At 60.6% G+C, this 24,711-nt stretch carries 17 protein-coding genes, 1 other RNA gene and 1 pseudogene; 10 read left to right on the forward strand and 9 right to left on the reverse strand.

The window, feature by feature from the left end:
- Positions 1-815: 815 nt before the first annotated feature.
- A pseudogene (locus tag CWE01_RS34140) lies at positions 816-992 on the forward strand (HAMP domain-containing protein); the annotation flags it as partial.
- Between the two features lie 204 nt (positions 993-1,196).
- Positions 1,197-1,901, forward strand: coding sequence for a methyl-accepting chemotaxis protein (locus CWE01_RS34145; RefSeq protein ID WP_371315603.1), 705 nt, complete (start codon positions 1,197-1,199; stop codon positions 1,899-1,901).
- 51 nt (positions 1,902-1,952) lie between these two features.
- Here CWE01_RS34145 and CWE01_RS03500 read toward each other — a convergent pair whose 3' ends face one another.
- A complete protein-coding gene (locus CWE01_RS03500; protein WP_100939120.1) occupies positions 1,953-3,143 on the reverse strand; it encodes a benzoate/H(+) symporter BenE family transporter in 1,191 nt (396 codons plus the stop codon).
- 227 nt (positions 3,144-3,370) lie between these two features.
- Between CWE01_RS03500 and CWE01_RS03505 the strand changes: the two genes are divergently transcribed.
- Complete coding sequence (locus CWE01_RS03505) at positions 3,371-4,135, forward strand: GntR family transcriptional regulator (protein ID WP_100939121.1); 765 nt, start codon at positions 3,371-3,373, stop codon at positions 4,133-4,135.
- A 155-nt stretch (positions 4,136-4,290) separates the two neighbouring features.
- Here CWE01_RS03505 and guaD read toward each other — a convergent pair whose 3' ends face one another.
- Genes guaD through xdhA form a run of 4 tightly spaced genes read right to left on the reverse strand, consistent with a single transcriptional unit; the run spans position 4,291 to position 10,292 of the window.
- Positions 4,291-5,595, reverse strand: a complete 1,305-nt coding sequence (gene guaD, locus CWE01_RS03510; RefSeq protein WP_100939122.1) for a guanine deaminase — start codon at positions 5,593-5,595, stop codon at positions 4,291-4,293.
- An 8-nt stretch (positions 5,596-5,603) separates the two neighbouring features.
- On the reverse strand, positions 5,604-6,446 hold the full coding sequence (gene xdhC, locus CWE01_RS03515; protein ID WP_100939123.1) for a xanthine dehydrogenase accessory protein XdhC: 843 nt from the start codon (positions 6,444-6,446) through the stop codon (positions 5,604-5,606).
- Entirely contained in the window at positions 6,443-8,845 is a 2,403-nt protein-coding gene (xdhB, locus tag CWE01_RS03520; RefSeq protein WP_100939124.1) for a xanthine dehydrogenase molybdopterin binding subunit, read from the reverse strand. Before xdhB ends, xdhC begins: the two co-directional genes overlap by 4 nt.
- A complete protein-coding gene (xdhA, locus tag CWE01_RS03525; protein WP_100939125.1) occupies positions 8,838-10,292 on the reverse strand; it encodes a xanthine dehydrogenase small subunit in 1,455 nt (484 codons plus the stop codon). Before xdhA ends, xdhB begins: the two co-directional genes overlap by 8 nt.
- 256 nt (positions 10,293-10,548) lie before the next feature.
- On the opposite strand from xdhA, the gene CWE01_RS03530 reads away from it, so the two are divergent.
- The 5 genes from CWE01_RS03530 to CWE01_RS03550 all read left to right on the forward strand — a co-directional run bounded on the left by CWE01_RS03530 (position 10,549) and on the right by CWE01_RS03550 (position 19,720).
- Positions 10,549-11,208, forward strand: a complete 660-nt coding sequence (locus tag CWE01_RS03530) for a GntR family transcriptional regulator (RefSeq protein WP_100939126.1) — start codon at positions 10,549-10,551, stop codon at positions 11,206-11,208.
- Between the two features lie 2 nt (positions 11,209-11,210).
- Positions 11,211-14,699, forward strand: coding sequence for a chromosome segregation protein SMC (gene smc / locus CWE01_RS03535; protein WP_100939127.1), 3,489 nt, complete (start codon positions 11,211-11,213; stop codon positions 14,697-14,699).
- A 262-nt stretch (positions 14,700-14,961) separates the two neighbouring features.
- On the forward strand, positions 14,962-15,813 hold the full coding sequence (zipA, locus tag CWE01_RS03540; RefSeq protein WP_100939128.1) for a cell division protein ZipA: 852 nt from the start codon (positions 14,962-14,964) through the stop codon (positions 15,811-15,813).
- A 98-nt stretch (positions 15,814-15,911) separates the two neighbouring features.
- Positions 15,912-18,269 carry an NAD-dependent DNA ligase LigA gene (ligA, locus tag CWE01_RS03545; RefSeq protein WP_100939129.1) on the forward strand — a complete coding sequence of 786 codons (2,358 nt, stop codon included), beginning with the start codon at positions 15,912-15,914 and terminating at the stop codon, positions 18,267-18,269.
- Positions 18,270-18,553: 284 nt separating this feature from the next.
- Positions 18,554-19,720: a putative zinc-binding metallopeptidase gene (locus tag CWE01_RS03550; protein WP_100939130.1), complete on the forward strand. Its 1,167-nt coding sequence runs from the start codon at positions 18,554-18,556 to the stop codon at positions 19,718-19,720.
- Between the two features lie 87 nt (positions 19,721-19,807).
- On the opposite strand, the gene CWE01_RS03555 is transcribed toward CWE01_RS03550, so the two are convergent.
- On the reverse strand, positions 19,808-20,206 hold the full coding sequence (locus CWE01_RS03555) for a type VI secretion system amidase immunity protein Tai4 (protein ID WP_100939220.1): 399 nt from the start codon (positions 20,204-20,206) through the stop codon (positions 19,808-19,810).
- 38 nt (positions 20,207-20,244) lie between these two features.
- Entirely contained in the window at positions 20,245-20,745 is a 501-nt protein-coding gene (locus CWE01_RS03560; RefSeq protein WP_100939131.1) for a type VI secretion system amidase effector protein Tae4, read from the reverse strand.
- A gap of 620 nt (positions 20,746-21,365) precedes the next feature.
- On the opposite strand from CWE01_RS03560, the gene CWE01_RS03565 reads away from it, so the two are divergent.
- Positions 21,366-21,680 (forward strand): DUF6124 family protein, encoded by a 315-nt coding sequence (locus tag CWE01_RS03565; protein ID WP_100939221.1) that lies wholly within the window; start codon positions 21,366-21,368, stop codon positions 21,678-21,680.
- A 353-nt stretch (positions 21,681-22,033) separates the two neighbouring features.
- Positions 22,034-22,130: signal recognition particle sRNA small type (gene ffs / locus CWE01_RS03570), an RNA gene on the forward strand.
- A gap of 1,128 nt (positions 22,131-23,258) precedes the next feature.
- Here ffs and CWE01_RS03575 read toward each other — a convergent pair.
- Both CWE01_RS03575 and CWE01_RS03580 read right to left on the reverse strand, forming a co-directional pair.
- Entirely contained in the window at positions 23,259-23,963 is a 705-nt protein-coding gene (locus tag CWE01_RS03575; protein WP_100939132.1) for an ATP-binding cassette domain-containing protein, read from the reverse strand.
- Complete coding sequence (locus tag CWE01_RS03580; RefSeq protein WP_100939133.1) at positions 23,963-24,706, reverse strand: ABC transporter permease; 744 nt, start codon at positions 24,704-24,706, stop codon at positions 23,963-23,965. Before CWE01_RS03580 ends, CWE01_RS03575 begins: the two co-directional genes overlap by 1 nt.
- Positions 24,707-24,711 lie beyond the last annotated feature (5 nt).

The raw sequence follows: 24,711 nt of genomic DNA on the forward strand, positions 1-24,711 counted from the left end.
CCCTGGTATTGTTGCTGACCGGCCTGGTGGCGGCGATCGGTGTCTGGTCCTTGCAAACCATCAGCTTGCGCTTCGATGGGCTCAAGCAGATGTCTTCGCTCAACAGCCAGTTGCTGCGGGTGCGTTTGCTCGAGCAGGAATATGCGCTGCATTCGGACCCCAAGACCGTCGATGCCCTGCACCAGGGCGTCGACGGGCTGCTGGCGCAGGCGCAGGTCCTCAAGGCGCAATCGGCGGCCAACGTACCGGTCATGACCGATGTCGAGCAGGCACTGGGTGCCTACCGCAAGGCGTTCGACGAGTTCGTCGAGTTGACCCAGACCAAGGACCTGGCGCTGGAAATGGCCAGTTGGTCGGTGTCCAGCGTGGCCAACAACCTTGACGTGCTCCAGGCCGGTTTGTCCGATGATGGCACCTATGCCCTCAAGGATTCCCAGGGCAAGGACGGCAAGGAGTTTGTCGAGCAGGCCGGCCAGGTCAGCCATGTCTCGCAGTTGATGTTGCAGGCGATGAACGAGGCCCGCGTGCGCCTCGACCAGAGCCGCAAAGGCGATGAAGAGAATCAGAACAAAGGCAAGATCGAGCAGGCCGACCAGGCCCTGGCCCAGGTGGAGGCGCTCAAGACCGCAGTCAAGGACCCGGGCTATCAGACGGTGCTGACCGAGGTCAGTGGCCATATCGCCAGCTTCGGTGACAAGCTCACCGAATACACCGGCCTGCTGGAGCAGGAAAAAAAGGTTTACCAGCAGTTGCATGAGCGCGCGGCCCAGGTGGTGGAGCGGGTCAACCAGGCCTACGCCGCCGAAGACCAGTCGATGCAGGCCGAGCTGAAGAAGAACGCGCTCCTTATCATTGGCTCATCGGCCCTGGCCTTGCTGGTCGGGCTGGTGGCGGCACTGGTGATTACCCGTCTGATTGTCGCGCCGTTACGCAGTGTCATCCTGGTGGCCCAGCAGATTGCCGCCGGTGACCTGACCGGTAAGGTGGAGGTCAGGCGTCGCGACGAAATTGGTCAACTGATGCAGGCCATGCAGCAGATGGGCGCGGGCTTGAGCGGTATTGTCAGCGGCCTGCAGGCGGGGATCGAACAACTGGCGACTTCGGCGCATTCGTTGTCGGCGGTCACCGAACAGACCAACCTGGAAGTCAGCAGCCAGAAGGAAGAAACCGAGCAGGTCGCCACCGCGATGAACCAGATGACGGCCACGGTGCACGATGTCGCACGCAATGCCGAAGAGGCCGCCCAGGCGGCGCAGACCGCCGACGACAAGGTCGACAGTGGACAGCAGGTGGTGCGCCAGAGCATGCAGCGGATCGAGCAACTGGCGGATTCGGCCAGTTCCGCGAGCCTGAGCATCGAAAGCCTCAGTGCGGAAATCCAGAATATCGGTACGGTGCTCGGAGTGATCAAGAGCGTGGCCGAGCAGACCAACCTGCTGGCCCTCAACGCGGCCATCGAGGCGGCCCGGGCAGGTGAGCAGGGCCGTGGTTTTGCCGTGGTGGCCGATGAAGTAAGGGCCCTGGCCAAACGTACCCAGCAGTCCACCGAAGAGATCGAGCGCCTGGTCAGTGCCTTGCGCACGGCGGCGCAGGCCTCGGTACATCAGATCCAGAGCAGTGGTGAGTTGGTCAAGCTGGCGGTCAGCGATGCGTTGCAGACCGAGAGTGCGCTGGGCAGCATTGCCGCGGCGGTGTCGCTGATCCAGCAGATGAACCAGCAGATTGCGGCGGCGGCCGAGGAGCAGAGTTCGGTGGCCGAAGAGATCAACCGCAGCGTGACCAGTATCCGCGCCAGTGCCGATCAGTCGGCGCTGGCGATGCAGGGCAACGCGGCGTCAAGCATCGAGCTGGCACAGTTGGGGATGGAGTTGAAGGGGATGGTCGGGCATTTCCGGATCTGATGGCAGCGTGGCGAGCGGGCAATCCCGTTCGCCACAGGTTGTATGTGATTCTCAGGCCTTGCGCCAGTTGAGGATCAGCAACGTCAGTACCCCCGCCACGATCCCCCAGAACGCCGAACCCACCGAAAACAGCGTGAACCCCGACGCCGTCACCATAAAGGTGATCAGCGCCGCTTCCCGCTCCTTGGGCTCGGTCATGGCCAGGTTCAAACCATTCATGATCGAACCGAACAGCGCCAATGCCGCGATCGACAGCACCAGTTCCTTGGGCAGCGCGGCGAACAGTGCCGCCAGTGTCGCGCCGAAGGTCCCGGCAATCCCGTAGAAAATCCCGCACCAGACGGCGGCCGTGTAGCGCTTGTTCTTGTCCTCATGGGCATGGGGCCCGGTGCAGATGGCCGCGCTGATGGCCGCCAGGTTGATCCCGTGGGAGCCGAAAGGCGCCAGCAGCAGCGAGGCGATCCCGGTCACGCTGATCAAGGGCGAGGCCGGCACGTTGTAACCGTCGGCGCGCAGCACGGCGATGCCGGGCATGTTCTGCGAGGTCATGGCCACCACGAACAGCGGAATGCCGATGCTGATGGTCGCCGCCAGGGAGAACGATGGCGTGGTCCACACCGGCGTCGCCACCTCCAGGTGGAAACCGCTGAAGTCCAGCAACCCGAACATTCCCGAGAGAGCGGTGCCGACCAGCAGGGCGGCGAGCACGGCATAGCGTGGCGACAGGCGCTTGACGATCAGGTAGCTGAAGAACATCCCCAGCACCAGCCCGGTGCGATGCTGCGCGGCAACGAAGATCTCGCTGCCGATCTTGAACAGGATGCCCGCCAGCAGCGCCGCCGCCAGTGACGAGGGCAGGCGCTTGACCAGCTTCTCGAAACTGCCGGTCAGGCCGCAAATCGTCACCAGCACTGCGCAGGTGATGTAGGCACCGATGGCCTCGCCGTAGGTCACCCCGGACAGGCTGGTGATCAACAGCGCCGCGCCGGGCGTCGACCAGGCGATGGTGATCGGCGTGCGATAACGCAGGGACAGGCCGATGCTGCAAATCGCCATGCCGATCGACAGCGCCCAGATCCACGAGGAGATCTGCCCGGTGGTCAGTCCCGCGGCCTGCCCGGCCTGGAACATCAACACCAGGGAGCTGGTGTAGCCGGTCATCATCGCGATAAAACCGGCGACCACGGCGGAGGGTGAAGTGTCGGCCAATGGGCGCAGGCGTGCCTGGGTGAGGTCGGTCATGGGACGGCATTCCTTGTGCTGGGGAAACAAGCAGTAACAGTCCGGGTAGACTAAACGTAAAGGTGAGGGCTGATTGCAATACAGCCGGCGCGGCAAACAGCCGTACAGTCGTGTTGGCACCCGGCTTTGTGTACAATGTGCCATGCTTTTACGCGCTACTTGTCAGTGACCCGCTGTGCCGTTCGCCAGTCGGGGTCCATTCGCCGCCGTCTCCGATCCGAGTGCCCATGAACGAACAGTTGCAGCCCCTCAAGAAACAACCGCGTGCCGGCAAGGCTGGCCGCACCGGGACCCAGGACGATATCGTCTACGCGCATATCTTCGAGGCCATTCTCGAACAACGGCTGGCACCCGGGACCAAATTGAGCGAAGAAGCGCTGGGGGAAATTTTCGGGGTCAGTCGCACCATCATTCGTCGCGCCTTGTCGCGCCTGGCCCATGAAGGCGTGGTGTTGTTGCGCCCGAACCGTGGCGCGGTGGTGGCCAGCCCGAGTGTCGAGGAAGCCCGCCAGGTGTTCCTGGCCCGGCGCATGGTGGAGAAGGCGATTACCGAACTGGCGGTCCTGCACGCCACGGCCGAGGAATTGGCGCTGTTGCGGCAGATGGTCAACGACGAGCGCGACAGTTTTTCCCGTGGTGATCGTGGGGCGGGAATCCGTCTTTCCGGCGAGTTCCACCTCAAGCTGGCGGAAGCGGCGAAGAATGCTCCGCTGATCAGCTTTCAGCGCAGCCTGGTGTCGCAGACTTCGTTGATCATCGCCCAGTACGAAAGCGGTAATCGCTCCCACTGTTCCTATGATGAACACACCCAGTTGATCGATGCCATCGAGGCCCGGGATGCGGTGCTGGCGGTGGATCTGATGATGCACCACATGGACCATATCGACAGCAAGCTCAACCTCGATGAGGAGAGCGCGTCGGATGACCTGCATGCGGTGTTCTCGCACCTGTTGCTGGCGAAGAAGCCGGGGCGGTCCGGGGCAAAACTGTAGGCTATTGCCCAGTTCTGCCTTGCCACAATACAGCGTACCGATACGGACCTTGTAGGAGCAGGGCTTGCCCGCGAAGGCGGCCTTGAGAGCGCTAAAAGCTTCGCGGGCAAGCCCTGCTCCTACAGGTTATGTGTTGTCGATGAGACTGGGTGCGCTCAGCGCTGGTGCACCAGATTCCCCGCCGCGTAAGTCTGCTTCACCGTCCGGTCATCCCCCAGGGTCATCAGCACGAACAAGATCTCGGCAATGTTGCTGGCCTGTTTCAGGCGATAACTGAGCAGTGGCGTGGCGTGATAATCCAGCACCAGGAAGTCCGCATCGCTGCCCGGTTGCAGGCTGCCGATCTTGTCTTCCAGGCGCAGTGCCCGGGCGCCGCCGAGGGTCGCCAGGTACAGCGATTTGAACGGGCTCAACCGCGCCCCTTGCAGTTGCATCACCTTGTAGGCCTCGTTCAGGGTGTGCAGGATCGAGAAGCTGGTGCCGCCGCCCACGTCCGTGCCCACGCCGACATTCAACTTGTGCTTCTCCGCCATCGGCAGGTTGAACAAACCGCTGCCGAGGAAGAAGTTCGACGTCGGACAGAACGCCACCGCCGAGCCGGTCTGCGCCAGGCGTGCACACTCATCGTCACACAGGTGCACACCGTGGGCGAACACCGAGCGCTCGCCGAGCAATTGGTAGTGGTCGTAGACGTCCAGATAGCCCTTGCGCTCCGGAAACAGCTCCTTGACCCATTGCACTTCCTGCAGGTTTTCACTGATGTGGGTCTGCATGTACAGGTCCGGGTATTCCCCCAGCAGTTGGCCGGCCAGGGTCAATTGCTCCGGCGTCGAAGTCGGCGCAAAACGCGGCGTCACCGCATAGTGCAGGCGACCCTTGCCATGCCAGCGCTCGATCAGCGCCTTGCTCTCCAGATAGCCGGATTCGGCGGTGTCCGTCAGATAGTCCGGTGCATTGCGGTCCATCATCACCTTGCCGGCGATCATCCGCAGGTCGAGCTGCTCGGCGACCTCGAAGAAGGCATCCACCGATTGCGGGTGCACGCTGCCAAAGACCAGGGCCGTGGTGGTGCCGTTGCGCAGCAGTTCCTTGATAAAGATATCCGCGACTTCTTCGGCATGGGCCCGGTCGGCGAACTGGCTTTCGCAGGGGAAGGTGTAGGTGTTCAGCCAATCCAGCAGTTGTTCGCCATAGGCGCCGACCATGCCGGTTTGCGGCAGGTGGATATGGGTGTCGATAAAACCCGGGGTGATCAGCGCGTCAACATGGTGGATGACTTCAACGTCGGCGGGCAGGCTCGGCAGCAGATCGCTGGCAGCGCCGAGGGCGATGATGCGGCCGTTCTCGACCACCAGCAGGCCGTCTTCGAAATATTCATAGGAGGCCTCGATGCCAACCTCGGCCGGATCGGCGAGGCTGTGCAGGAGGGCGGCGCGGTAGGCTGTACGGGTCGAAGGCATGGTCTTTCTCAGTGTGTGGCCTGGCTGCGGCGCGAAGCCGGCAGCAGTTTGGCAATAGGTTCGGCGCTCGCGGTGTGCTGGCCGAAATTCGCGTTATAGGTGGCGATGATCTCGCCGGCGATGGAGATGGCGATTTCCACAGGCAACTTGCCTTTGACTTCGGCCAACCCCAACGGACAGCGCATGCGTTGCAGCACACTGGCGTCGAAGCCGCGCTCGCGCAGGCGGTGTTCGAACTTCACCCGTTTGGTCTTCGAGCCGATCAGGCCGAAATAGGCGAAGTCGTTGCGCTTGAGGATCGCGGCGGTGAGTTCCAGATCGAGCGGGTGATTATGGGTCATGACGATGCAATAGCTGCCCACGGGCAGGTTGTCGATTTCATCCACCGGTTCCTCGCTGACGATCTTGCGCACGCCGCTGGGAAGCTGTGCCGGAAACTCCTGCTCACGGGAATCGATCCAGCGTACCCGGCAGGGCAGGCTGGCGAGCAAGGGCACCAGGGCGCGGCCGACATGGCCGGCACCGAACACCGCGATCTCTGCCTGGACCTGGCCCATGGGCTCGAACAGCAGCACCGTGGCACCGCCGCAGCACTGGCCGAGGCTGGCGCCCAGGCTGAAGCGCTCCAGGTGGGTCGTCTGCTGGCCGCGAGCGAGCATATCGCGGGCGATCTGCATGGCCTTGTATTCCAGATGACCACCGCCGATGGTATCGAAGGTGCTGGCCGCACTGACGACCATTTTCGAACCGGCATTGCGCGGTGTCGAGCCGAGCTCTTCGATAATGGTCACCAGCACGCAGGGTTCACCCTGGTTCTGCAGGTCGGCGAGGGCGCTGATCCAGTAGTTCATAGACACCTCTCTGTCGTCTGTTCGGCAACCGCGGCCTGCTCCGCCTTGACCTGACGCATCTGCTCGCAGCCCCACAACACCCGCTCCGGCGTCGCCGGCGCATCGATCTTCGGCTGAACCCGATAATCCGCCAGGCTCGCCACCGCATCCTTGAGCGCGCACCACACGGCAATCCCGAGCATGAACGGCGGCTCGCCCACGGCCTTGGAATGGAACACCGTGTCCTCCGGGTTCTTGCGGTTCTCCACCAGCTTGACCCGCAGGTCCAGCGGCATGTCGGCCACCGCCGGGATCTTGTAGCTGGCCGGGCCGTTGGTCATCAACTTGCCCTTGGCGTTCCACACCAGTTCTTCCATGGTCAGCCAGCCCATGCCCTGGACAAAGCCGCCTTCCACCTGGCCGATATCGATGGCCGGGTTCAGGGAGGCGCCGACATCATGCAGGATGTCGGTGCGCAGCATCTTGTACTCGCCGGTCAGGGTATCGACAATCACTTCGGCGCAGGCCGCGCCATAGGCGAAGTAATAGAACGGCCGACCCCGGGCCTGGCTGCGGTCGTAATAGATCTTCGGCGTCTTGTAGAAGCCGGTGCTCGACAGCGACACCTGGGCGAAATACGCCTGCTGGATCAGCGTCTCGAACGTCAGGATCTGGTCGCGCACCCGCACATGGCCATTGCGGAATTCCACGTCCGCGTCGCTGACCTTGTAGTGCCGCGCGGCAAACTCCACCAACCGCTGCTTGATGATCTCGGCGGCGTTCTGCGCCGCCTTGCCGTTCAGGTCGGCACCACTGGAGGCGGCGGTAGGCGAGGTATTGGGCACCTTGTCGGTGTTGGTGGCAGTGATCTGCACCCGGTCGATTTCCACCTGGAACACCTCGGCCACCACCTGCGCGACCTTGGTGTTCAAGCCCTGGCCCATCTCCGTACCGCCATGGTTCAGGTGGATGCTGCCGTCGGTGTAGACGTGCACCAGCGCCCCGGCCTGGTTGAGGAAGCTGGCGGTAAACGAGATACCGAATTTCACCGGTGTCAGCGCCAGGCCTTTTTTCAGCACCGGGCTGTGGGCGTTGTAGCGGCGAATGGTTTCCCGCCGTTCGGCGTACTGGCTGCTGGCCTCCAGTTCGGCGGTCATTTCCTCGAGCATATTGTGCTCGACGGTCTGGTAGTAATGGGTGACGTTGCGCTCGGTCTTGCCGTAGTAGTTGGCCTTGCGCACCGCCAGCGGATCGAGGCCCAGGTGCCGGGCGATGCTGTCCATCACCTCTTCGATGGCGACCATGCCCTGGGGGCCGCCGAAGCCACGATAGGCGGTGTTGGAAGCGGTGTTGGTCTTGCAACGATGACCATTGACGGTGACGTCGCCCAGGTAATAGGCGTTGTCTGCGTGGAACATCGCCCGGTCGACAATCGACGCCGAGAGGTCCGGCGAACAGCCGCAGTTGCCCGCCAGTTCCAGGTTGATCCCGTGCAGGCGCCCGCTGCTGTCGAAGCCGACGTCGTACTCGATATAGAAGGGGTGGCGCTTGCCGGTCATCAGCATGTCTTCGACCCGGGGCAGGCGCATCTTGGTCGGTTGCCCGGTCAGGCGCGCCACCACCGCACAGAGGCAGGCAGGGCTGGCGGCCTGGGTTTCCTTGCCGCCGAAACCGCCGCCCATGCGCCGCATGTCGACCACAATCTTGTTCATCGACACGTCCAGCACTTCGGCCACCAGCTTCTGCACTTCGGTGGGGTTCTGGGTCGAGCAATAGACAATCATGCCACCGTCTTCGGTGGGCATCACCGAGGAAATCTGGGTTTCCAGGTAGAAGTGTTCCTGCCCGCCGATATGCAGGTTGCCCTGGATACGCTGTTCGGCGCTGGCCAGGGCGGCGGCCGAATCACCGCGCTTGTGGGTATGGCTGTCGAGCACGAAATGGCGTTTGCGCAAGGCCTCGACCACATCCAGCACCGGCTCCAGGTCTTCGTATTCGATCACCGCGGCCATGGCCGCCTGGCGTGCGGTATCCAGGTCGCGGGCGGCCACGGCCAGCACCGGCTGGCCGACGAACTCGACGATATCGATGGCCAGCAACGGGTCGCCCGGCAGTAGCGGGCCGATGTCCTTGAGGCCGGGAATGTCTTCATGGGTAATGGCGATGCGCACACCCTCGAAGGCGTAGCACGGCGCGGTGTCGATGCTGAGGATGCGCGCATGGGCGCGGTCGGACATCCGTGCGTAGACGTGCAACTGGTTGGGGAACTCCAGGCGGTCGTCGATATACACCGCCTCGCCGGCCACGTGCTTGTCGGCGCTGTCGTGCTTGACGCTGCGACCGACGCCGGTGCTCAGGTCCCGGGCGAACAGTTCGGCCATCTCGGCCTGGGTTTTTTCCACGGCATGAGGGTTAGACATAAGCGGTCACCCGAGTTTCGATGTGCGGTGTTTGCAGCTCGATAAAGTACTTGCGCAACAGATTGCGGGCACTGAGCAGGCGATATTCCTTGCTGGCGCGGAAGTCCGACAGCGGAGTGAAATCCTCTCCCAGCGCCGCGCAGGCACGTTCCAGGTTGTCCTGGTTCCAGGGCTGGCCGACCAGGGCGCGTTCGCAGGCGCGGGCCCGCTTGGGGATCGCCGCCATGCCGCCGAAAGCGATCCGCGCCTCGGCCACGATGCCGTTTTCCAGGCGCAGGTTGAAGGCTGCACAGACTGCCGAAATATCGTCGTCCAGGCGCTTGGAAACCTTGTAGGCGCGGAACTGCCACGCGGCATTGGCCCTGGGTACAATGATGCTTTCGATGAATTCGCTGTCCTGGCGCGCGGTGACCCGGTAATCGATGAAATAGTCTTCCAGCGCCAGGGTGCGAGTGCTGTCGCCCTTGCGCAGCCGCAGTTGCGCGTTCAGTGCAATCAGCAGCGGTGGCGAGTCACCGATGGGCGAGGCGTTGCCGATATTGCCGCCCAGGGTGCCCTGGTTGCGGATCTGCAGGGAGGCGAAGCGTTGCAGCAGTTCGCCGAAGTCCGGGTACTCGGCCTTGAGCGCCGCATAGCAATCGGAGAGTGGAGTGGCGGCACCGATTTCCAGGTGCTCGTCGAAGGTCTCGATGCGCTTGAGTTCGGCCACGTTGCCGACATAGATCATCACCGGCAAGGTGCGGTGGAACTGGGTGACTTCCAGGGCCAGGTCGGTACCACCGGCCAGCAGGCGGGCTTGCGGATAGGAGTCGTAGAGCGCGGCCAGGTCGGCGACCGTCAAGGGCACCAGGCAGCGCTTGTCGCCGCTGTTCAGTTCGGCGGTTTCGGTGGGGGCGATGGCCTTGAGGCGGGCGATGGTTTCGGCTTCTCGGGCATCGAACTGGTCGGCCGGCTTGTTGCAGCAGGCGCGCTCGGCGGCGGCGAGGATCGGCCGGTAGCCGGTGCAGCGGCAGAGGTTGCCGGCCAGGGCTTCATGGGCCTTGTGGCTGTCGGGGGCATCGCTGTTCTTTTGCAGGGCGAACAGTGACATCACGAAGCCCGGCGTGCAGAAGCCGCACTGCGAGCCATGGCAATCGACCATGGCTTGTTGCACGCTGTGCAGTTGGCCTTGGTGCTTGAGGTCTTCGACGCTGATCAACTGCTTGCCATGCAAGGACGAGACAAAGGTCAGGCAGGAATTGAGGCTGCGATAGCGAATCTGATCATGACCCGAATCGTCGCAATGCAACTCGCCGACCACCACGGTGCAGGCGCCGCAGTCGCCGCTGGCGCAGCCTTCCTTGGTGCCGGGCTTGCCCAGATGCTCGCGCAAATACTCGAGCACCGTCAGATTCGGGTCCAGGGCGTGCTCGCGACGGAGTTCCTGGTTGAGTAAAAACTGGATCACGGAAGGCCTCGCAGACTCATTATTGTTGTTGACCGATGGGCAGAATCTAGTGATATCTGACTTTTCGGTCAACAAATATCTGACCTAAGGGTCAGGAAAATCTCGCGATTGAAGATGTAGAGCGCTTTATCCCAGTCTAGCTGCTGAAATAATTGCGGGATTCGTGCCAAATTCCGCCTTTGGAGCCCTGCGCCACCCGGTATCAAGTGCGCTACACTGCGCCGCTTGCACTGATCGAAGATTTTGAAGGAAAACCATGACGTTCAAGGCGCCGGACAGCCTCGCCGAGCAAATTGCTCACCACCTCGCCGAACGCATCATTCGCGGCGATCTCAAACCCGGGGAGCGCATCCAGGAACAGAAGGTCACGCTGGCGCTCAATGTCAGCCGTGGCTCCGTACGTGAAGCGCTGCTGATTCTCGAGCGCCGCCATCTGATTGCCATCCTGCCCAGGCGTGGCGCCCATGTCACCGAGCTCACCGCCCACAAGGTGCAGAGCCTGTGCACCCTGATGAGCGAGTTGTACATCCTGCTGGGCAATGCCGTGGCTCAACGCTGGAAGGAACAGGCCGACCTCGCGCCGTTCCTGCAATTGCAGCAGCGCCTGAGCACCAGCTTCGAGCACGCGGATATCCGCACCTTCGTCGAAGACAGCTTCAACGTGATGCGCGCGGCCTTTCCGTTCGCCGACAACCCGTACCTGCAGGAAACCGTCGAGAACCTGCAGCCGGCCATGAGCCGCGCCTATTACCTGGCGCTGGAGCGGCGCAAGGCGGAAATGAGCGAATACCTGAATCTGTTCGCGCAACTGCTGGCCGCCGTCATGGCTCGCGACCTGCCGCTGATCCGCACGGTCCTGGCCAACTACGCCCAGCGTAGCTGCGACATCGTCCTGTCTGCCCTGGCGGTCGACTAAGCGTGCGGCTCAAGTGCATCAAGTTGGCGGGGTTCAAATCCTTCGTCGACCCGACCACGGTGAACTTCCCCAGTAACATGGCGGCGGTGGTCGGTCCCAACGGTTGCGGCAAGTCGAACATCATCGACGCCGTCCGCTGGGTGATGGGCGAGAGCTCGGCGAAGAACCTGCGCGGCGAGTCGATGACCGACGTCATCTTCAACGGCTCCACCAGCCGCAAGCCGGTGAGCCAGGCGAGCATCGAACTGGTGTTCGACAACTCCGACGGCACCCTGGTCGGCGAATACGCCGCCTATGCGGAAATCTCCATCCGCCGCAAGGTCACCCGCGACAGCCAGAACAGCTACTTCCTCAACGGCACCAAATGCCGACGCCGGGACATTACCGATATCTTTCTCGGCACCGGCCTGGGCCCGCGCAGCTATTCGATCATCGAGCAGGGGATGATCTCCAAGCTGATCGAAGCCAAGCCCGAGGACCTGCGCAATTTCATCGAGGAAGCGGCGGGCATCTCCAAGTACAAGGAGCGCCGTCGCGAGACCGAAAACCGCATTCGCCGCACCCATGAAAACCTGGCGCGCCTGACCGACCTGCGCGAAGAGTTGGAGCGCCAGCTCGAGCGCCTGCACCGCCAGGCCCAGGCCGCCGAGAAGTATCAGGAATACAAGGGCGAGGAGCGTCAGCTCAAGGCCCAACTGTCGGCCCTGCGCTGGCAGGCGCTGAACGAACAGGTCGGCCAGCGCGAAGCGATTATCGGCAATCAGGAAATCAGCTTCGAAGCCCTGGTGGCCGAGCAGCGCAACGCCGATGCCAGCATCGAACGCCTGCGCGACGGGCACCATGAACTGTCGGAACGCTTCAATCTGGTGCAGGGGCGCTTCTATTCGGTCGGCGGCGATATCGCCCGGGTCGAACAGAGCATCCAGCACGGCCAGCAGCGTCTGCGTCAGTTGCAGGACGACTTGCGTGAAGCCGAGCGCGCCCGTCTGGAAACCGAATCGCACCTGGGCCACGACCGCACCTTGCTGGCGACCCTCGGTGAAGAGCTGGCCATGCTCGAACCCGAGCAGGAAGTGACCAGCGCCGCGGCCGAAGAAGCCGCCGCCGCGCTGGAAGAGTCGGAAACCACCATGCACGGCTGGCAGGAGCAGTGGGACAACTTCAACCTGAGCTCGGCCGAGCCGCGGCGCCAGGCCGAAGTCCAGCAGTCGCGCATCCAGCAGCTGGAAACCAGCATGGAGCGTCTGGCCGAGCGCCAACGGCGTCTGGCCGAAGAGCGCGCCTTGCTCTCGGCCGACCCGGAAGACGCGGCGATCCTCGAACTCAGCGAGCAGTTGGCCGAGAGCGAGCAGACCCTGGAAGATCTGCAGGCCAGCGAAGAGGGCCAGGTCGAGCGTCTGGAACAACTGCGCCAGGATTTGCAGCAGGCCACGCAGGATCAGCAGCAGGCCCAGGGCGACTTGCAGCGCCTCAACGGCCGCCTGGCCTCCCTCGAAGCCTTGCAGCAGGCGGCGCTCGATCCGGGCACCGGCACGGCCGAGTGGTTGCGTGAGCAGCAGCTGGCGCAGCGTCCGCGCCTGGCCGAAGGTTTGAAGGTCGAGGCGGGCTGGGAGCTGGCGGTGGAAACCGTGCTCGGCGCCGACTTGCAGGCCGTGCTGGTGGATGATTTCGCCGGTCTCGACCTGGGCGGTTTCCAGCAGGGCGACCTGCGCCTGCTCAGCCCAGCGCCGGACGGCACCCGGGTGCCGGGCAGCCTGCTGGAGAAGGTCGAGGCGGATATCGATCTGTCGCCGTGGCTGGGCCAGGTCAAGCCGGTTGAAAGCCTTGAGCAGGCCTTGTCCCTGCGCGGCCAGTTGGCCGCCGGGGAAAGCCTGATCAGCCGCGACGGATTCTGGGTTGGACGGCATTTCCTGCGGGTCCGTCGGGCCAGCGAGGCCGAGAGCGGTGTGCTCGCCCGTGGCCAGGAAATCCAGCGACTGGGCCTGGAGCGTGAAGAGCGCGAAGAAACCCTGGCCAGCCTCGAAACCCGTTTGCAAACCTTGCGCGCCACCCAGCGCCAGCAGGAAACCGGGCGCGAACACCTGCGTCGCCTGTTGCAGGACGAAGCCCGCCAGCAGGGCGAGCTCAAGGCCAAGCTGTCCGCCAGCAAGGCCAAGGCCGAGCAGTTGCAACTGCGTCGCACCCGTCTCGATGAAGAACAGGGTGAACTGGGCGAGCAGCGGGCCCAGGAACACGAAGAAGTCGGCGAGGCCCGCCTGCAACTGCAGGAGGCCCTCGACACCATGGCCGTCGACACCGAGCAGCGCGAGCTGCTGCTGGCCCAGCGCGACAGCCTGCGCGAACGCCTCGACCGGGTTCGCCAGGAAGCTCGCCAGCATAAGGACCATGCTCATCAACTGGCGGTACGCCTCGGCTCCCTCAAGGCCCAGCACGACTCCACCCGCCAGGCTCTGGAGCGCCTGGAACTGCAGTCCGAGCGCCTGAGCGAAAAACGCGAGCAACTGAGCCTGAACCTGGAGGAGGGCGAGGCGCCGCTGGAAGAGCTGCGCCTCAAGCTCGAAGAACTGCTCGACAAGCGCCTGAGTGTCGACGTCGAACTCAAGACCGCACAGATCGCCCTGGAAGACGCCGATCGCGAGCTGCGTGATGCAGAAAAGCGCCGTACCCAGGCCGAGCAGCAGTCACAGCTGATTCGTGGCCAGCTCGAACATCAGCGCATGGAATGGCAGGCCCTCAACGTACGACGCAAGACCTTGCAGGACCAGTTGCTGGAAGACGGCTACGACCTGCACGGCGTGCTCGCTACCTTGACGGCCGAGGCCAGCGAGAAGGACGCCGAGGAAGAGCTCGAGCGCATCGCCGCGCGCATCCAGCGCTTGGGCGCGATCAACCTCGCGGCCATCGACGAATACCAGCAACAATCCGAGCGTAAACGTTATCTGGATGCCCAGAACGCCGACCTGGTGGAAGCCCTCGATACCCTGGAAAACGTTATTCGCAAGATCGACAAGGAAACCCGCAATCGCTTCAAGGACACCTTCGATCAGATCAACGCCGGCATACAAGCTTTGTTTCCAAAAGTGTTCGGCGGCGGCAGCGCTTACCTGGAACTCACCGGCGAGGATCTGCTCGACACCGGGGTCACCATCATGGCGCGGCCCCCGGGCAAGAAGAACAGCACCATCCATTTGCTCTCCGGCGGCGAAAAGGCCCTGACTGCCCTGGCGCTGGTGTTTGCCATCTTCAAATTGAATCCGGCACCGTTTTGTATGCTCGACGAAGTTGACGCGCCGCTGGATGACGCTAACGTTGGACGGTATGCCCGACTTGTCAAAGAGATGTCACAAACGGTGCAGTTCATCTATATCACCCACAACAAGATCGCCATGGAAATGGCCGATCAACTGATGGGCGTGACCATGCACGAGCCGGGTTGCTCGCGGCTGGTGGCGGTGGATGTGGAGGAGGCCATGGCCCTGGTGGACGCCTGAATCGTCCGCCGTTGAGGCAAAGATATTCGAGGCGTAAGGGGATTTCCTTGGGCGTTGTGGGAACTAGCACTGATCCTTGGGGACTTATAAATGCAAGCCTGTACGACAGACGGTGTAAAGTTTCCTTGTGTCGTGTTAATTTAATGTCAAGTTTTCTTGTGCGTGGGAAAAAAGGCCTGTCAGAACATAGAGTTGGCGCCACGCTTTAAAGGGTTTTCAGCCCTTTCTTCATAGAACCATTTATTTAGAGGCACGGGATTACATGGAAATCGGTCTGCGCGAGTGGCTGATCGTCATCGGCATCATAGTCATTGCCGGTATTCTTTTTGATGGCTGGCGCCGGATGCGCGGTGGCAAGGGCAAGCTCAAGTTCCGTTTGGACCGGAGCCTGTCGAACCTGCCGGACGAGGATACCAGCGCCGAATTGCTGGGCCCGGCCCGTGTGCTGGACACCCATAAGGAACCTGAGCTGGACGAGCATGACCTGCCGTCCGTGAGCATGCCTGCGCGCGAGGGCCGCGAGAAGCCGTCCAAGCGCGGCAAGCGTGGCGGCGAGCCGAGCCAGGGCGATTTGAACCTGAACCTGGACCTGGATGAAGGTCCGAGCTTCAGCAGCCGCGACGATGACTTCCCAGAGGTGGGCAACAAGCCAGCGGCGCGTCAGGAAAAGGAACAACCAGCGGCGGAAGAAGTGTTGGTGATCAGCGTGATCAGCCGCGACACCAACGGTTTCAAAGGCCCGGCGTTGTTGCAGAACATTCTGGAAAGCGGTCTGCGTTTCGGCGAGATGGACATTTTCCATCGTCACGAAAGCATGGCCGGTAACGGCGAAGTGCTGTTTTCCATGGCCAACGCGGTGAAGCCGGGTGTGTTCGATCTCGACGATATCGACCACTTCACCACCCCGGCGGTGAGCTTCTTCCTCGGTCTGCCAGGTCCGCGTCATCCGAAGCAGGCGTTCGACGTGATGGTCGCTGCCGCTCGCAAATTGTCACAAGAGCTCAATGGCGAACTGAAGGATGACCAGCGTAGTGTGCTGACCGCCCAGACCATCGAGCATTACCGTCAGCGCATCGTCGAGTTCGAACGTCGCGCCTTGACCCAGAAGCGCTGAATGGCTGAGCGCTTTGCGCTCATCGCCAGCGAACCGGCTCCTACCGCACTAACATATTGAGCAGCCTCGGCTGCTCTTTTTGCTTTTGAGAGAACTCCATGACCGCCGCCCACACCCGGATTCTAGAGCTGCGCGCTGAACTGGATCAGCACAACTATCGTTACCACGTCCTCGACGAGCCGAGCATTCCGGACGCCGAGTACGATCGCCTGTTCCACGAACTCAAGGCCCTGGAGGCCGAGCACCCGGAACTGGTCAGCGCCGACTCACCGACCCAGCGCGTCGGCAGCGCCGCGCTGTCGGCCTTCACCCAGGTCCGGCATGAAATCCCCATGCTCAGCCTGGGCAACGCCTTCGAAGAAACCGACATGCGCGAGTTCGATCGCCGGGTCAGCGAAGGCCTCGACCTGCCGGCCGGCGACCTGTTCGGCGGCGGTGCCGAGGTCGAATACAGTTGTGAACCCAAGCTCGACGGCCTGGCGGTCAGCCTGCTGTACCAGGACGGCGCGCTGGTCCGTGGCGCCACCCGCGGCGACGGCACCACCGGCGAAGATATCAGCGTCAACGTGCGCACCGTGCGCAACATCCCCCTCAAGCTCCACGGCAGCGGCTGGCCGGCGACCCTGGAAGTGCGCGGCGAAGTCTTCATGTCCAAGGCCGGCTTCGAGCGCCTGAACGCCTCGCAGCTGGAAGTCGGCGGCAAGACCTTCGCCAACCCGCGCAACGCCGCGGCCGGCAGCCTGCGCCAGTTGGACTCGAAGATCACCGCCAGCCGTCCGCTGGAATTCTGCTGCTACGGCCTGGGCCAGGTGTCCGCCGAGATTGCCGATACCCATATCGGCAACCTCCAGCAACTCAAGGCCTGGGGCATGCCGGTCAGCCGCGAACTGAAGCTGGCGAAAGGTATCGGCGAGTGTCTGGATTATTACCGCGATATCGGTGAGCGGCGTAACGCGCTGCCCTACGAAATCGACGGCGTGGTGTTCAAGGTCAACAGCCTGGCGTCCCAGCGTGAACTGGGTTTCCGTGCCCGCGAGCCGCGTTGGGCGATTGCCCACAAATTCCCGGCCATGGAAGAGCTTACCGAACTGCTTGATGTGGAATTCCAGGTCGGTCGTACCGGTGCCGTCACCCCCGTGGCCCGACTGAAGCCGGTCAAGGTCGCGGGCGTGACCGTGTCCAACGCCACTTTGCACAATATGGATGAAGTGGCCCGTCTGGGACTGATGATTGGCGACACCGTGATCATTCGCCGGGCCGGCGACGTGATCCCGCAAGTGGTGCAGGTCGTGACCGAACGGCGCCCGGACAATGCCCGCGCCGTGCAGATCCCGGAAAGCTGCCCGGTGTGCGGCTCCCATGTCGAGCGCACGCAACTGGTCAAGCGCAGCAAGGGGCGCGAGACAGTCAGCGAAGGCGCGGTGTATCGCTGCGTTGGCCGGCTGGCCTGTGGCGCGCAGCTCAAGCAGGCGATCATCCACTTTGTCTCCCGTCGGGCCATGGATATCGAAGGCCTGGGCGACAAGACTATCGAGCAGTTGGTGGATGAAAAACTGATCGCCTCGCCGGCGGATCTCTACACCCTGGCATACGAGCAGATTGTCGACCTGGAAGGTTTTGCCGAACTGTCGACACGCAACCTGCTGGAAGCGATTGCCGACAGCAAGAAACCGAGCCTGGCGCGGTTTATCTATGCCCTGGGTATTCCCGATGTGGGCGAGGAAACGGCCAAGGTTCTGGCGCGTAGCCTTGGCTCGCTGGAGCGGGTCATGCAGGCGCTGCCGTCGGTCCTGACCTACCTGCCGGATGTCGGCATGGAAGTGGCCCATGAGATCCACAGCTTCTTTGAAGACGAGCACAACCGCACTGTGATCGCGCAACTGCTGGAGCGCGGTTTGGAATTGCAGGATCAAGGTGGTCTGGGGGCAGAGTTTGCCGCCAGCACTACCTTGGGCGGTTTGATCGCCAAGCTGGATATCAGCTCGGTGGGGCCGACGGCGGCGGAAAAGCTGGCGGCCAAGTTCGGTTCGGTCGAAGGCGTTATCGCGGCGGACTGGCTGGATCTGCGTCAGACCTTGAGTGAAAAGCCGGCCAACGCCGTGCGTGAATTCTTCGCTCAGCCGGGGAATGCCGAGCGTGCCCTGGCGATTGAAGCGCAACTGCGTGATTTCGGCATGCATTGGCAGAGCGAGAGAAAGGTGGTGGAAGGCTTGCCGCTGACGGGGCAGACCTGGGTGCTGACCGGCTCGCTGGAACTGATGAGCCGCGACGTGGCCAAGGACAAGCTGGAAAGCCTGGGGGCCAAGGTGGCGGGCTCGGTCTCGGCCAAGACCCACTGCGTGGTGGCTGGCCCGGGGGCGGGCTCGAAACTGGCGAAGGCCAACGAGTTGGGGCTCAAGGTGCTGGATGAAGAGGCGTTTGTGGCATTCCTGAAAGGCCTTGGTATCGAGCTCTAGGCCCAAGGGCGCCGTGACCTCCTGTAGGAGCCGACTTGTCGGCGATGGCGTCCTTGAGAACGTCAAAAGCTTCGCGGGCAAGCCCTGCTCCTACAGGTTGTCGTACACACAACTTCTGTCCGACGCGAAACTGTAGGAGCAGGGCTTGCCCGCGAAGAGGCCCTTGAGGCCACCAAATCTTCTGCGGCGAGCCGCGTTCCGACCGCCCATGTTTCTTCCCAGAATCAGGGAACCCACCACCACGCCCAATGATCTAGTCTAGGCAGGCCCCTGGAGAGATCGCCATGTACCGGTTCTTCGAACAACTCAGCTCGCGCATCGCTGCACCCTTCGCCAGCGAACCCTCGCGCAACAGCAAGGTCTGGCATTGCCGTTGTGGCCAATCGGTATTCTTCCGCAACAGCCAATGCCTGGCCTGTTCCGCGGCCTTGGGCTACGAGCCCCAGGGTAGCGTACTGTCATCCCTCCAACCCGGCCCCTACCCAGAGAGCTGGCAACTGGACACCGACCCCGACGCGGGCCTGTTCCGCCGCTGCGCCAACCTCGACACCGCGGCGGCTTGCAACTGGGTGATCCCCTACGCCCACGGCAGCGCCCTGTGCACTGCGTGCGCCCTCAACCGCACCATCCCCGACCTGTCCATCACGGAAAACCCCGAGCGTTGGCGCAAGGTCGAAACCGCCAAGCGTCGCCTGGTGGCCCAACTGATCACCCTGGGACTGCGAGTCATCCCGAAAACCTGGGACGAAGAAAACGGCCTGGCCTTTGACTTCGTCGGTGTCGACCTGGAGGGCAAGGCACCGATGACCGGCCACGCCAACGGCCTGGTCACCCTCGATATCAAGGAAGCCGACGATGCCCACCGGGAAAAAGTCCGCGTGCAGATGCGTGAGCCATACCGCACCTTGCTCGGTCATTTCCGACATGAAGTAGGGCATTACTACTGGGACCGGCTGATTGCCAACAGCCACTGGCTGGAACCGTTTCGAGGTCTGTTCGGCGACGAGCGCGCCAGTTATGCCGACGCCCTGGAGCGCCATTACCAGCAGGGCGCCCCGCAGGACTGGCCGCAACACTTCGTCAGCGCCTACGCCACCATGCACCCCTGGGAAGATTGGGCTGAGACCTGGGCGCATTACCTGCACATGATGGATGCGGTGGACACGGCACTGGGCTTTGGCATGAGTGCCAAGGAATCGGATTTCGACTACCCATCGTTTCCCCTGAGCGCGCTCTACGACCCGCAACATCCGGAGGGGCCGGCGTTCCTGTCGTTCGTCAACGCCTGGATCGAACTGGCGGGGATGCTCAACGAACTGTCCCGTAGCATGGGCCAGCCGGATTTCTACCCCTTTGTGCTGCCGCCAGCGACCATCGCCAAGCTGCACTTCATTCACCTGGTGATCCAGGAGGAGGGTGGCCGGGCGGATGAGGTGCTACAGGTCTCATAGCTGGCCCACTCCTGTAGGAGCCGGCTTGCTGGCGATGGCCGGGAGTGCGCCGCGCAGCCCCAGATACCCCGCGTCAGCATTAGCCCTTCACTTGTCCTGCCTGTAAATCCGCTTCGGGTGGATCACCAATTGCTTGACCTGGGCCTCCAGCTCCTTGCTGTGATAAAGGTCCAGGCATTTCAGCAAATCGAAACGCACGCCCTGGACTTCCGACTCAACCAGCGGGTTGTGATAGTCGCGTGCCAGGTAGCGGTCCACTAGAGCCTTGATCGCGTCAGGCGCTTTTTCCAGGTCGTATTCGGTCCAGTCGCGCAATGCGCTGACGCTGCTTCCCGCATCAACGGCCGCCTGCTTGTCGTCCTTGTAGGCACTCGCAATGCAGGTGGCCAGGACCATGTCCTTGTAATTCTGCCCATAAGTACGTGCACCGGCCTCGGGGGAGGTACCTGCATTGTCCTTCGCATAAGCCACGGATGTCAGCAGCATCAGAATGGACGCTGGCAGGATGCCCAATAGAACCTTCTTCACTGCAAGCTCCAGAAGTTCGCGCGGTCGGTGCGATAGTTCGCGCCGGGCTCGTTGAAATAGCAGTGGTCGTAGCAAGTACTGCCGTTGAACAGCGTGGCGTGTCCCTGGGCATCCGACCAACCCTGAACTTCAAACAGGATCACGCCTTTCTTGCCTCTCAGGGTTCCGCCACCGGAGGGTGGGTACTGCACGATTTCAGCTTTGCCCCAGCGCTGTTCCAGAAAGGCGATCAGGTTTTTGACGCGGAAAAAGTACTGGGACTTGTCGGCACCGGATACGGTCTGCCCCGGCATGCTCGGAATTTTCAGGCCGGCCTGGTTCAGGATATAGCTCATCCGTACCGCGCAGGTGTTGCTCCAGCGCTGTGCCGAGTCTGGGTTGTTGATGTTCTTTTCAACGTATCCCCCAATCACCTCAGCGACCTTGGCACCCGAGTTGGAGGGATCATAGATTTGTTGCGAAGCCGTCCAGGCAGCAATGAAGGGGACTCTTTTCATCGGTACGTCCTTGTTTTGACTATTCAGCAAAATCGTTGTGAGGCCCTGCTCATATGATCGCCTCGGCGCCGGCAGACCGGCGCAGGTAAAGCGTAGGTCATATCGCTCATTGTGCTGAGATGGAGGGAGCTAAACGACTGCTCTATCGACCTGCTTTCAGTCGGAAAAATCCTTTAATAAGGTGGATTTTTCTTCTTGTCGAAATCGCTTGGCCGATCAATGACCACTTGATATCTCGACCTTGGTAATAACCGCTTGCAAGACCTTGTTCCAGGCCCTGATTGTAGAAAAATCCCTTTCGCTTGCCTGAAATTTCCTAGAAAATCCAGCCCGTTGCGCCTGTTCGAACCGGCGGCTAGTCTGCATTCCGTCACCGCAAAATCGGTGATGTGGACGTGCAAGTCCGGTTCGCAACATCAGGCGCACTGTCGCTCCTCGCCTTCAGTCATTCATTCTCCGTGTCTGAAGTCTGGCGTTATGGTGGCTGTGCGCGGGAGATCTTCGGGATCTGCCGGGTTTCCTATGTTGCCCCGGTCTTGCACACCTGCGTACAGCTGCCACCCTATTCGCGTGCAAGCGAACGGGTGATGGCTCCCACTCAGCAACTTAGGACCATCACTATGTTCAAGATCACCCCCAATCCCCCAACTGAAGACCTGTCTTCTCTTGCCAGCCAACTGGCTATTGAGCGAGCTTTCGCTCACTACGAGTTACCACCGGACAACACCCCGCGTCGCCGGCACGAACGGCTGACTACTGAAGACGTTCTGGCTCAAATCGACGAAATCCTCCAATCCGCTTCGGCCACGGCTTACGAGTGTGCGGACAACCTGCAGGGCTCCAATCGCAAGCTGGCCTTGGGCGTGGTGCATCTGGTCGATTTGGCTCTGAGCCGTGTGGATGGTCTGCTGGACAAGCAGACGCTTCCTGCCTGAGCCGGTTGTTCACCCATGTCGGTCAGTTAAAAGCGATCTCAAGTCTGGCTGAGTTTTGTGGCGAGCGGGCAAGCCCGCTCGCCACAAAACCGTGCTCGGCGATATTTGCGTTGGAACGCCGACCTGTAGGAGCCGGCTTGCTGGCGATGACGGCAGTGAATCCACCACTGCCTTCCCCGACAAGCTACAAGCCTTCATCCACCCTCAGGACCGCGTCTATGGCGGTCTGGCGCCAGACACCGACAAGTACTTGACCCTCATCGAATTTTTATCGACGCCAAGCGGTTGTAACTTCTCGTTATCTAGGTACAATGGCGCGGCTCGCCGTCAGGCGGGCGTCGTTATGGTGACTCCATCGGTCCCCCCGCAACGATTACCCGTGAACCTGGTCAGATCCGGAAGGAAGCAGCCACAGCGGGAACATTGTGTGCCGGGGTGTGGCTGGTGGGGTTGCCTCCATAACGGACCCATCGAAACACCACCCCTCAAAATTTCAGTCAAAGCGCCCGATCAGGTCAGCGTTTCGTTTTCTTGCGCCTGAAATTATGCGACCCGCTTCGCTTCTGAAGCAGCACGTCAGTTATTCAGAACCTGACTGAACTTTATGGTGACTGGAGTCGTGGTGGTATCGACGTAATACCAGACCCGATCAGTACTGCCAAGGGCGTTTCCGGGAGAGGCCACGTGGAAATGATCATAGGCGCCGTAACGGGCAAGTCCCGAGGTTCCCTGACGCAAGTTGAACACAGGGGAATTGCTGGTGAGTATCTTTCCACCTCCGCTGCCATTGGTGGCAGCCTTCATGGCGGGGGAGAAGGACTTGCCCTCCGTGGCTGACCAGATGGCGAGTACATCGCCTGAGGTGGGAGGGTAGCTACCTGGTGGGCAGTTGTAGGAGTACGTCATTGTCTTTTGGCCGACACTTACCCTTACCATTTGCAAGATGATGGCGGCCGTAGAGGGCCTCTGCGTCAATGGGCCAGAGAGGACGACGCTCGCGGGCTCATAGTTGCTGTGGTGGCAGCCTACCGATGTCAGTTGCACCTGACAAATGTGACACACGGTTCTTCGGCACGCCGAGCAATTGGGCATCGATAGATTTGGAAGCTGAAGAAGTTGGCGCGGCGAGTCTATGGTGCAATGCCCACATTTAACATATGACATGGTCAGCTCCAGCAATGTAGAAGTAGGGATTCGTCAATTGACATGGCTCCGTTCTGGGTGGCGGTGCCAAGGACTCTGTTGGTTGTTAGTGGTTATCTGATTTTTCATGAATCACGATACGCTGTTTGCCATTTTTTGAACGACAGGCCATATAGGATTACTCCTAAAAATCAGAGGGTGGCAGTTCATGATGATCTCCAGTTGTTGCACAAAAATACGGCGACAAGGAAAGTGCCTGTAGGGACGTAGTATTTTGCGAATAGAGGGAATGGTATTTATAGATGAGAGGGCGGACAAGTTTCCAAGCGTGATGAAATGTTTCCATGTGCAAGCACAGATCGATAGAGTGGTTAAGACTGTTGTGCTACGGATTGGCGTCCTCTAGGATATTTCTGAATCTATCGAATCGTTGTTTCAAAAAATGGCAGCCTTTATGAACGCCTCATCAAGGGATTTCGCATCGTAGGCATCCATGAACGTGTGGCGGTCATCAAATCGCTTGAACTGCTTTTGGCTTAACATATAAAAATAGTCGCAGTGGTTGGTGACTTCATCGACATTGTGCGAGGAAACCAGAATGGCAGTCCCGCTTTTGGCCGCTCCGTGCAGACACTGCCAGATATAGTGACGAAACTCTGGATCGACGCCCGCGGTGGGTTCGTCCAGGATGATGAAGTCCGCGTCTATCGATAAAAGGGAAAGGGTGAAAAACCAACGCTTTTCTCCATAGCTACACAAGGCAGACTTTTTTTTCCAAATCTCTTTGTAGCGATTGATGATGCCGGGACTCCATTGTGAAAGCTTGTCGAGTGTTTGTGATCGGGTATTTGTTGTCGAAGAACAAAACAGGTTGGTCATTTTGAAAATATCGAACATGCGTAGAGCGGGCGGTGTCATCAGTGTCTGGGATAGATAAAGCTCTTTTGAGAAACCGTTTTTAACGTTCCCTCTGCAAGGGTGCTTCAGTTTGCAGATGATATCAAAGAGTGTTGTTTTTCCTGATCCATTTGGGCCCAGCACACCGATAATGGTGCCGGGTTGTACTGTCAATGTCGCATCTTCAAAAATTATTTTATCGTGATATTTGAATGATATTGAATCTATCTTGAGGCCTTTCATTAATAACGACTCCAGACGGGGTTGATGCGCAAAAATTTGATAGTGATAAGTACGCTTGAAGTGAATAGGGATAAAGTGAGTAGGATGAATAGTGTTTTTCCTTTAAAACCGTTTTCAATCAGCTCGGCGGCGCGCAGTAAGGGGTTGCCCAGGTTGATGACTTTAAGTAAAGGACTTGTTGAGAGTGAACCGGCTAGACCAAGGATTAGAAGGGTGAATGAGAAAATAGAAAATAGAGTGTTTGCGTTTTGGAAGTTTAAGGGTAGCAGGCTAAAGCAGATGCCGATTGAGCAGAATAGCAGGTAGCAAATATAGAATCTCGAAATAATATCCAAGAGTTCCAAGATGGAGTAAGTACCAAATGACGGGCGAGTTGTAAGGTAAAACACAATGCAATAAACTATGGCAATGATTGAGTAGGCGATGGTTTGGGCCAGGATGAAAACGCGTTTCGCCTCGTGATTATAAATGAATGACCGGATGTAGCCGCTTTCTCGACGGCCTATGATGTAAAAAGAGAATCCGAACAAGGCAACGCTGGAGGAAATGTAGGCATAGAACCAGGCAGTGTGTTCGATGTAACTTTCCGAGAGCGAGTCCATTCCTCCTCTGGACAGGGCTAGTAGATAGAAAGCGGCGCATGGCGAAATAATAATCCAGAATAAGGCAACGGGCTCCTTGAGCTGCTCCTTTATGAAAAGCCATGCCAGGCGATTTGAACGGAAAATAATTCGGCTTTGCATTAGTT

Source organism: Pseudomonas sp. QS1027 (assembly GCF_002814235.1).
Lineage (GTDB): Bacteria > Pseudomonadota > Gammaproteobacteria > Pseudomonadales > Pseudomonadaceae > Aquipseudomonas.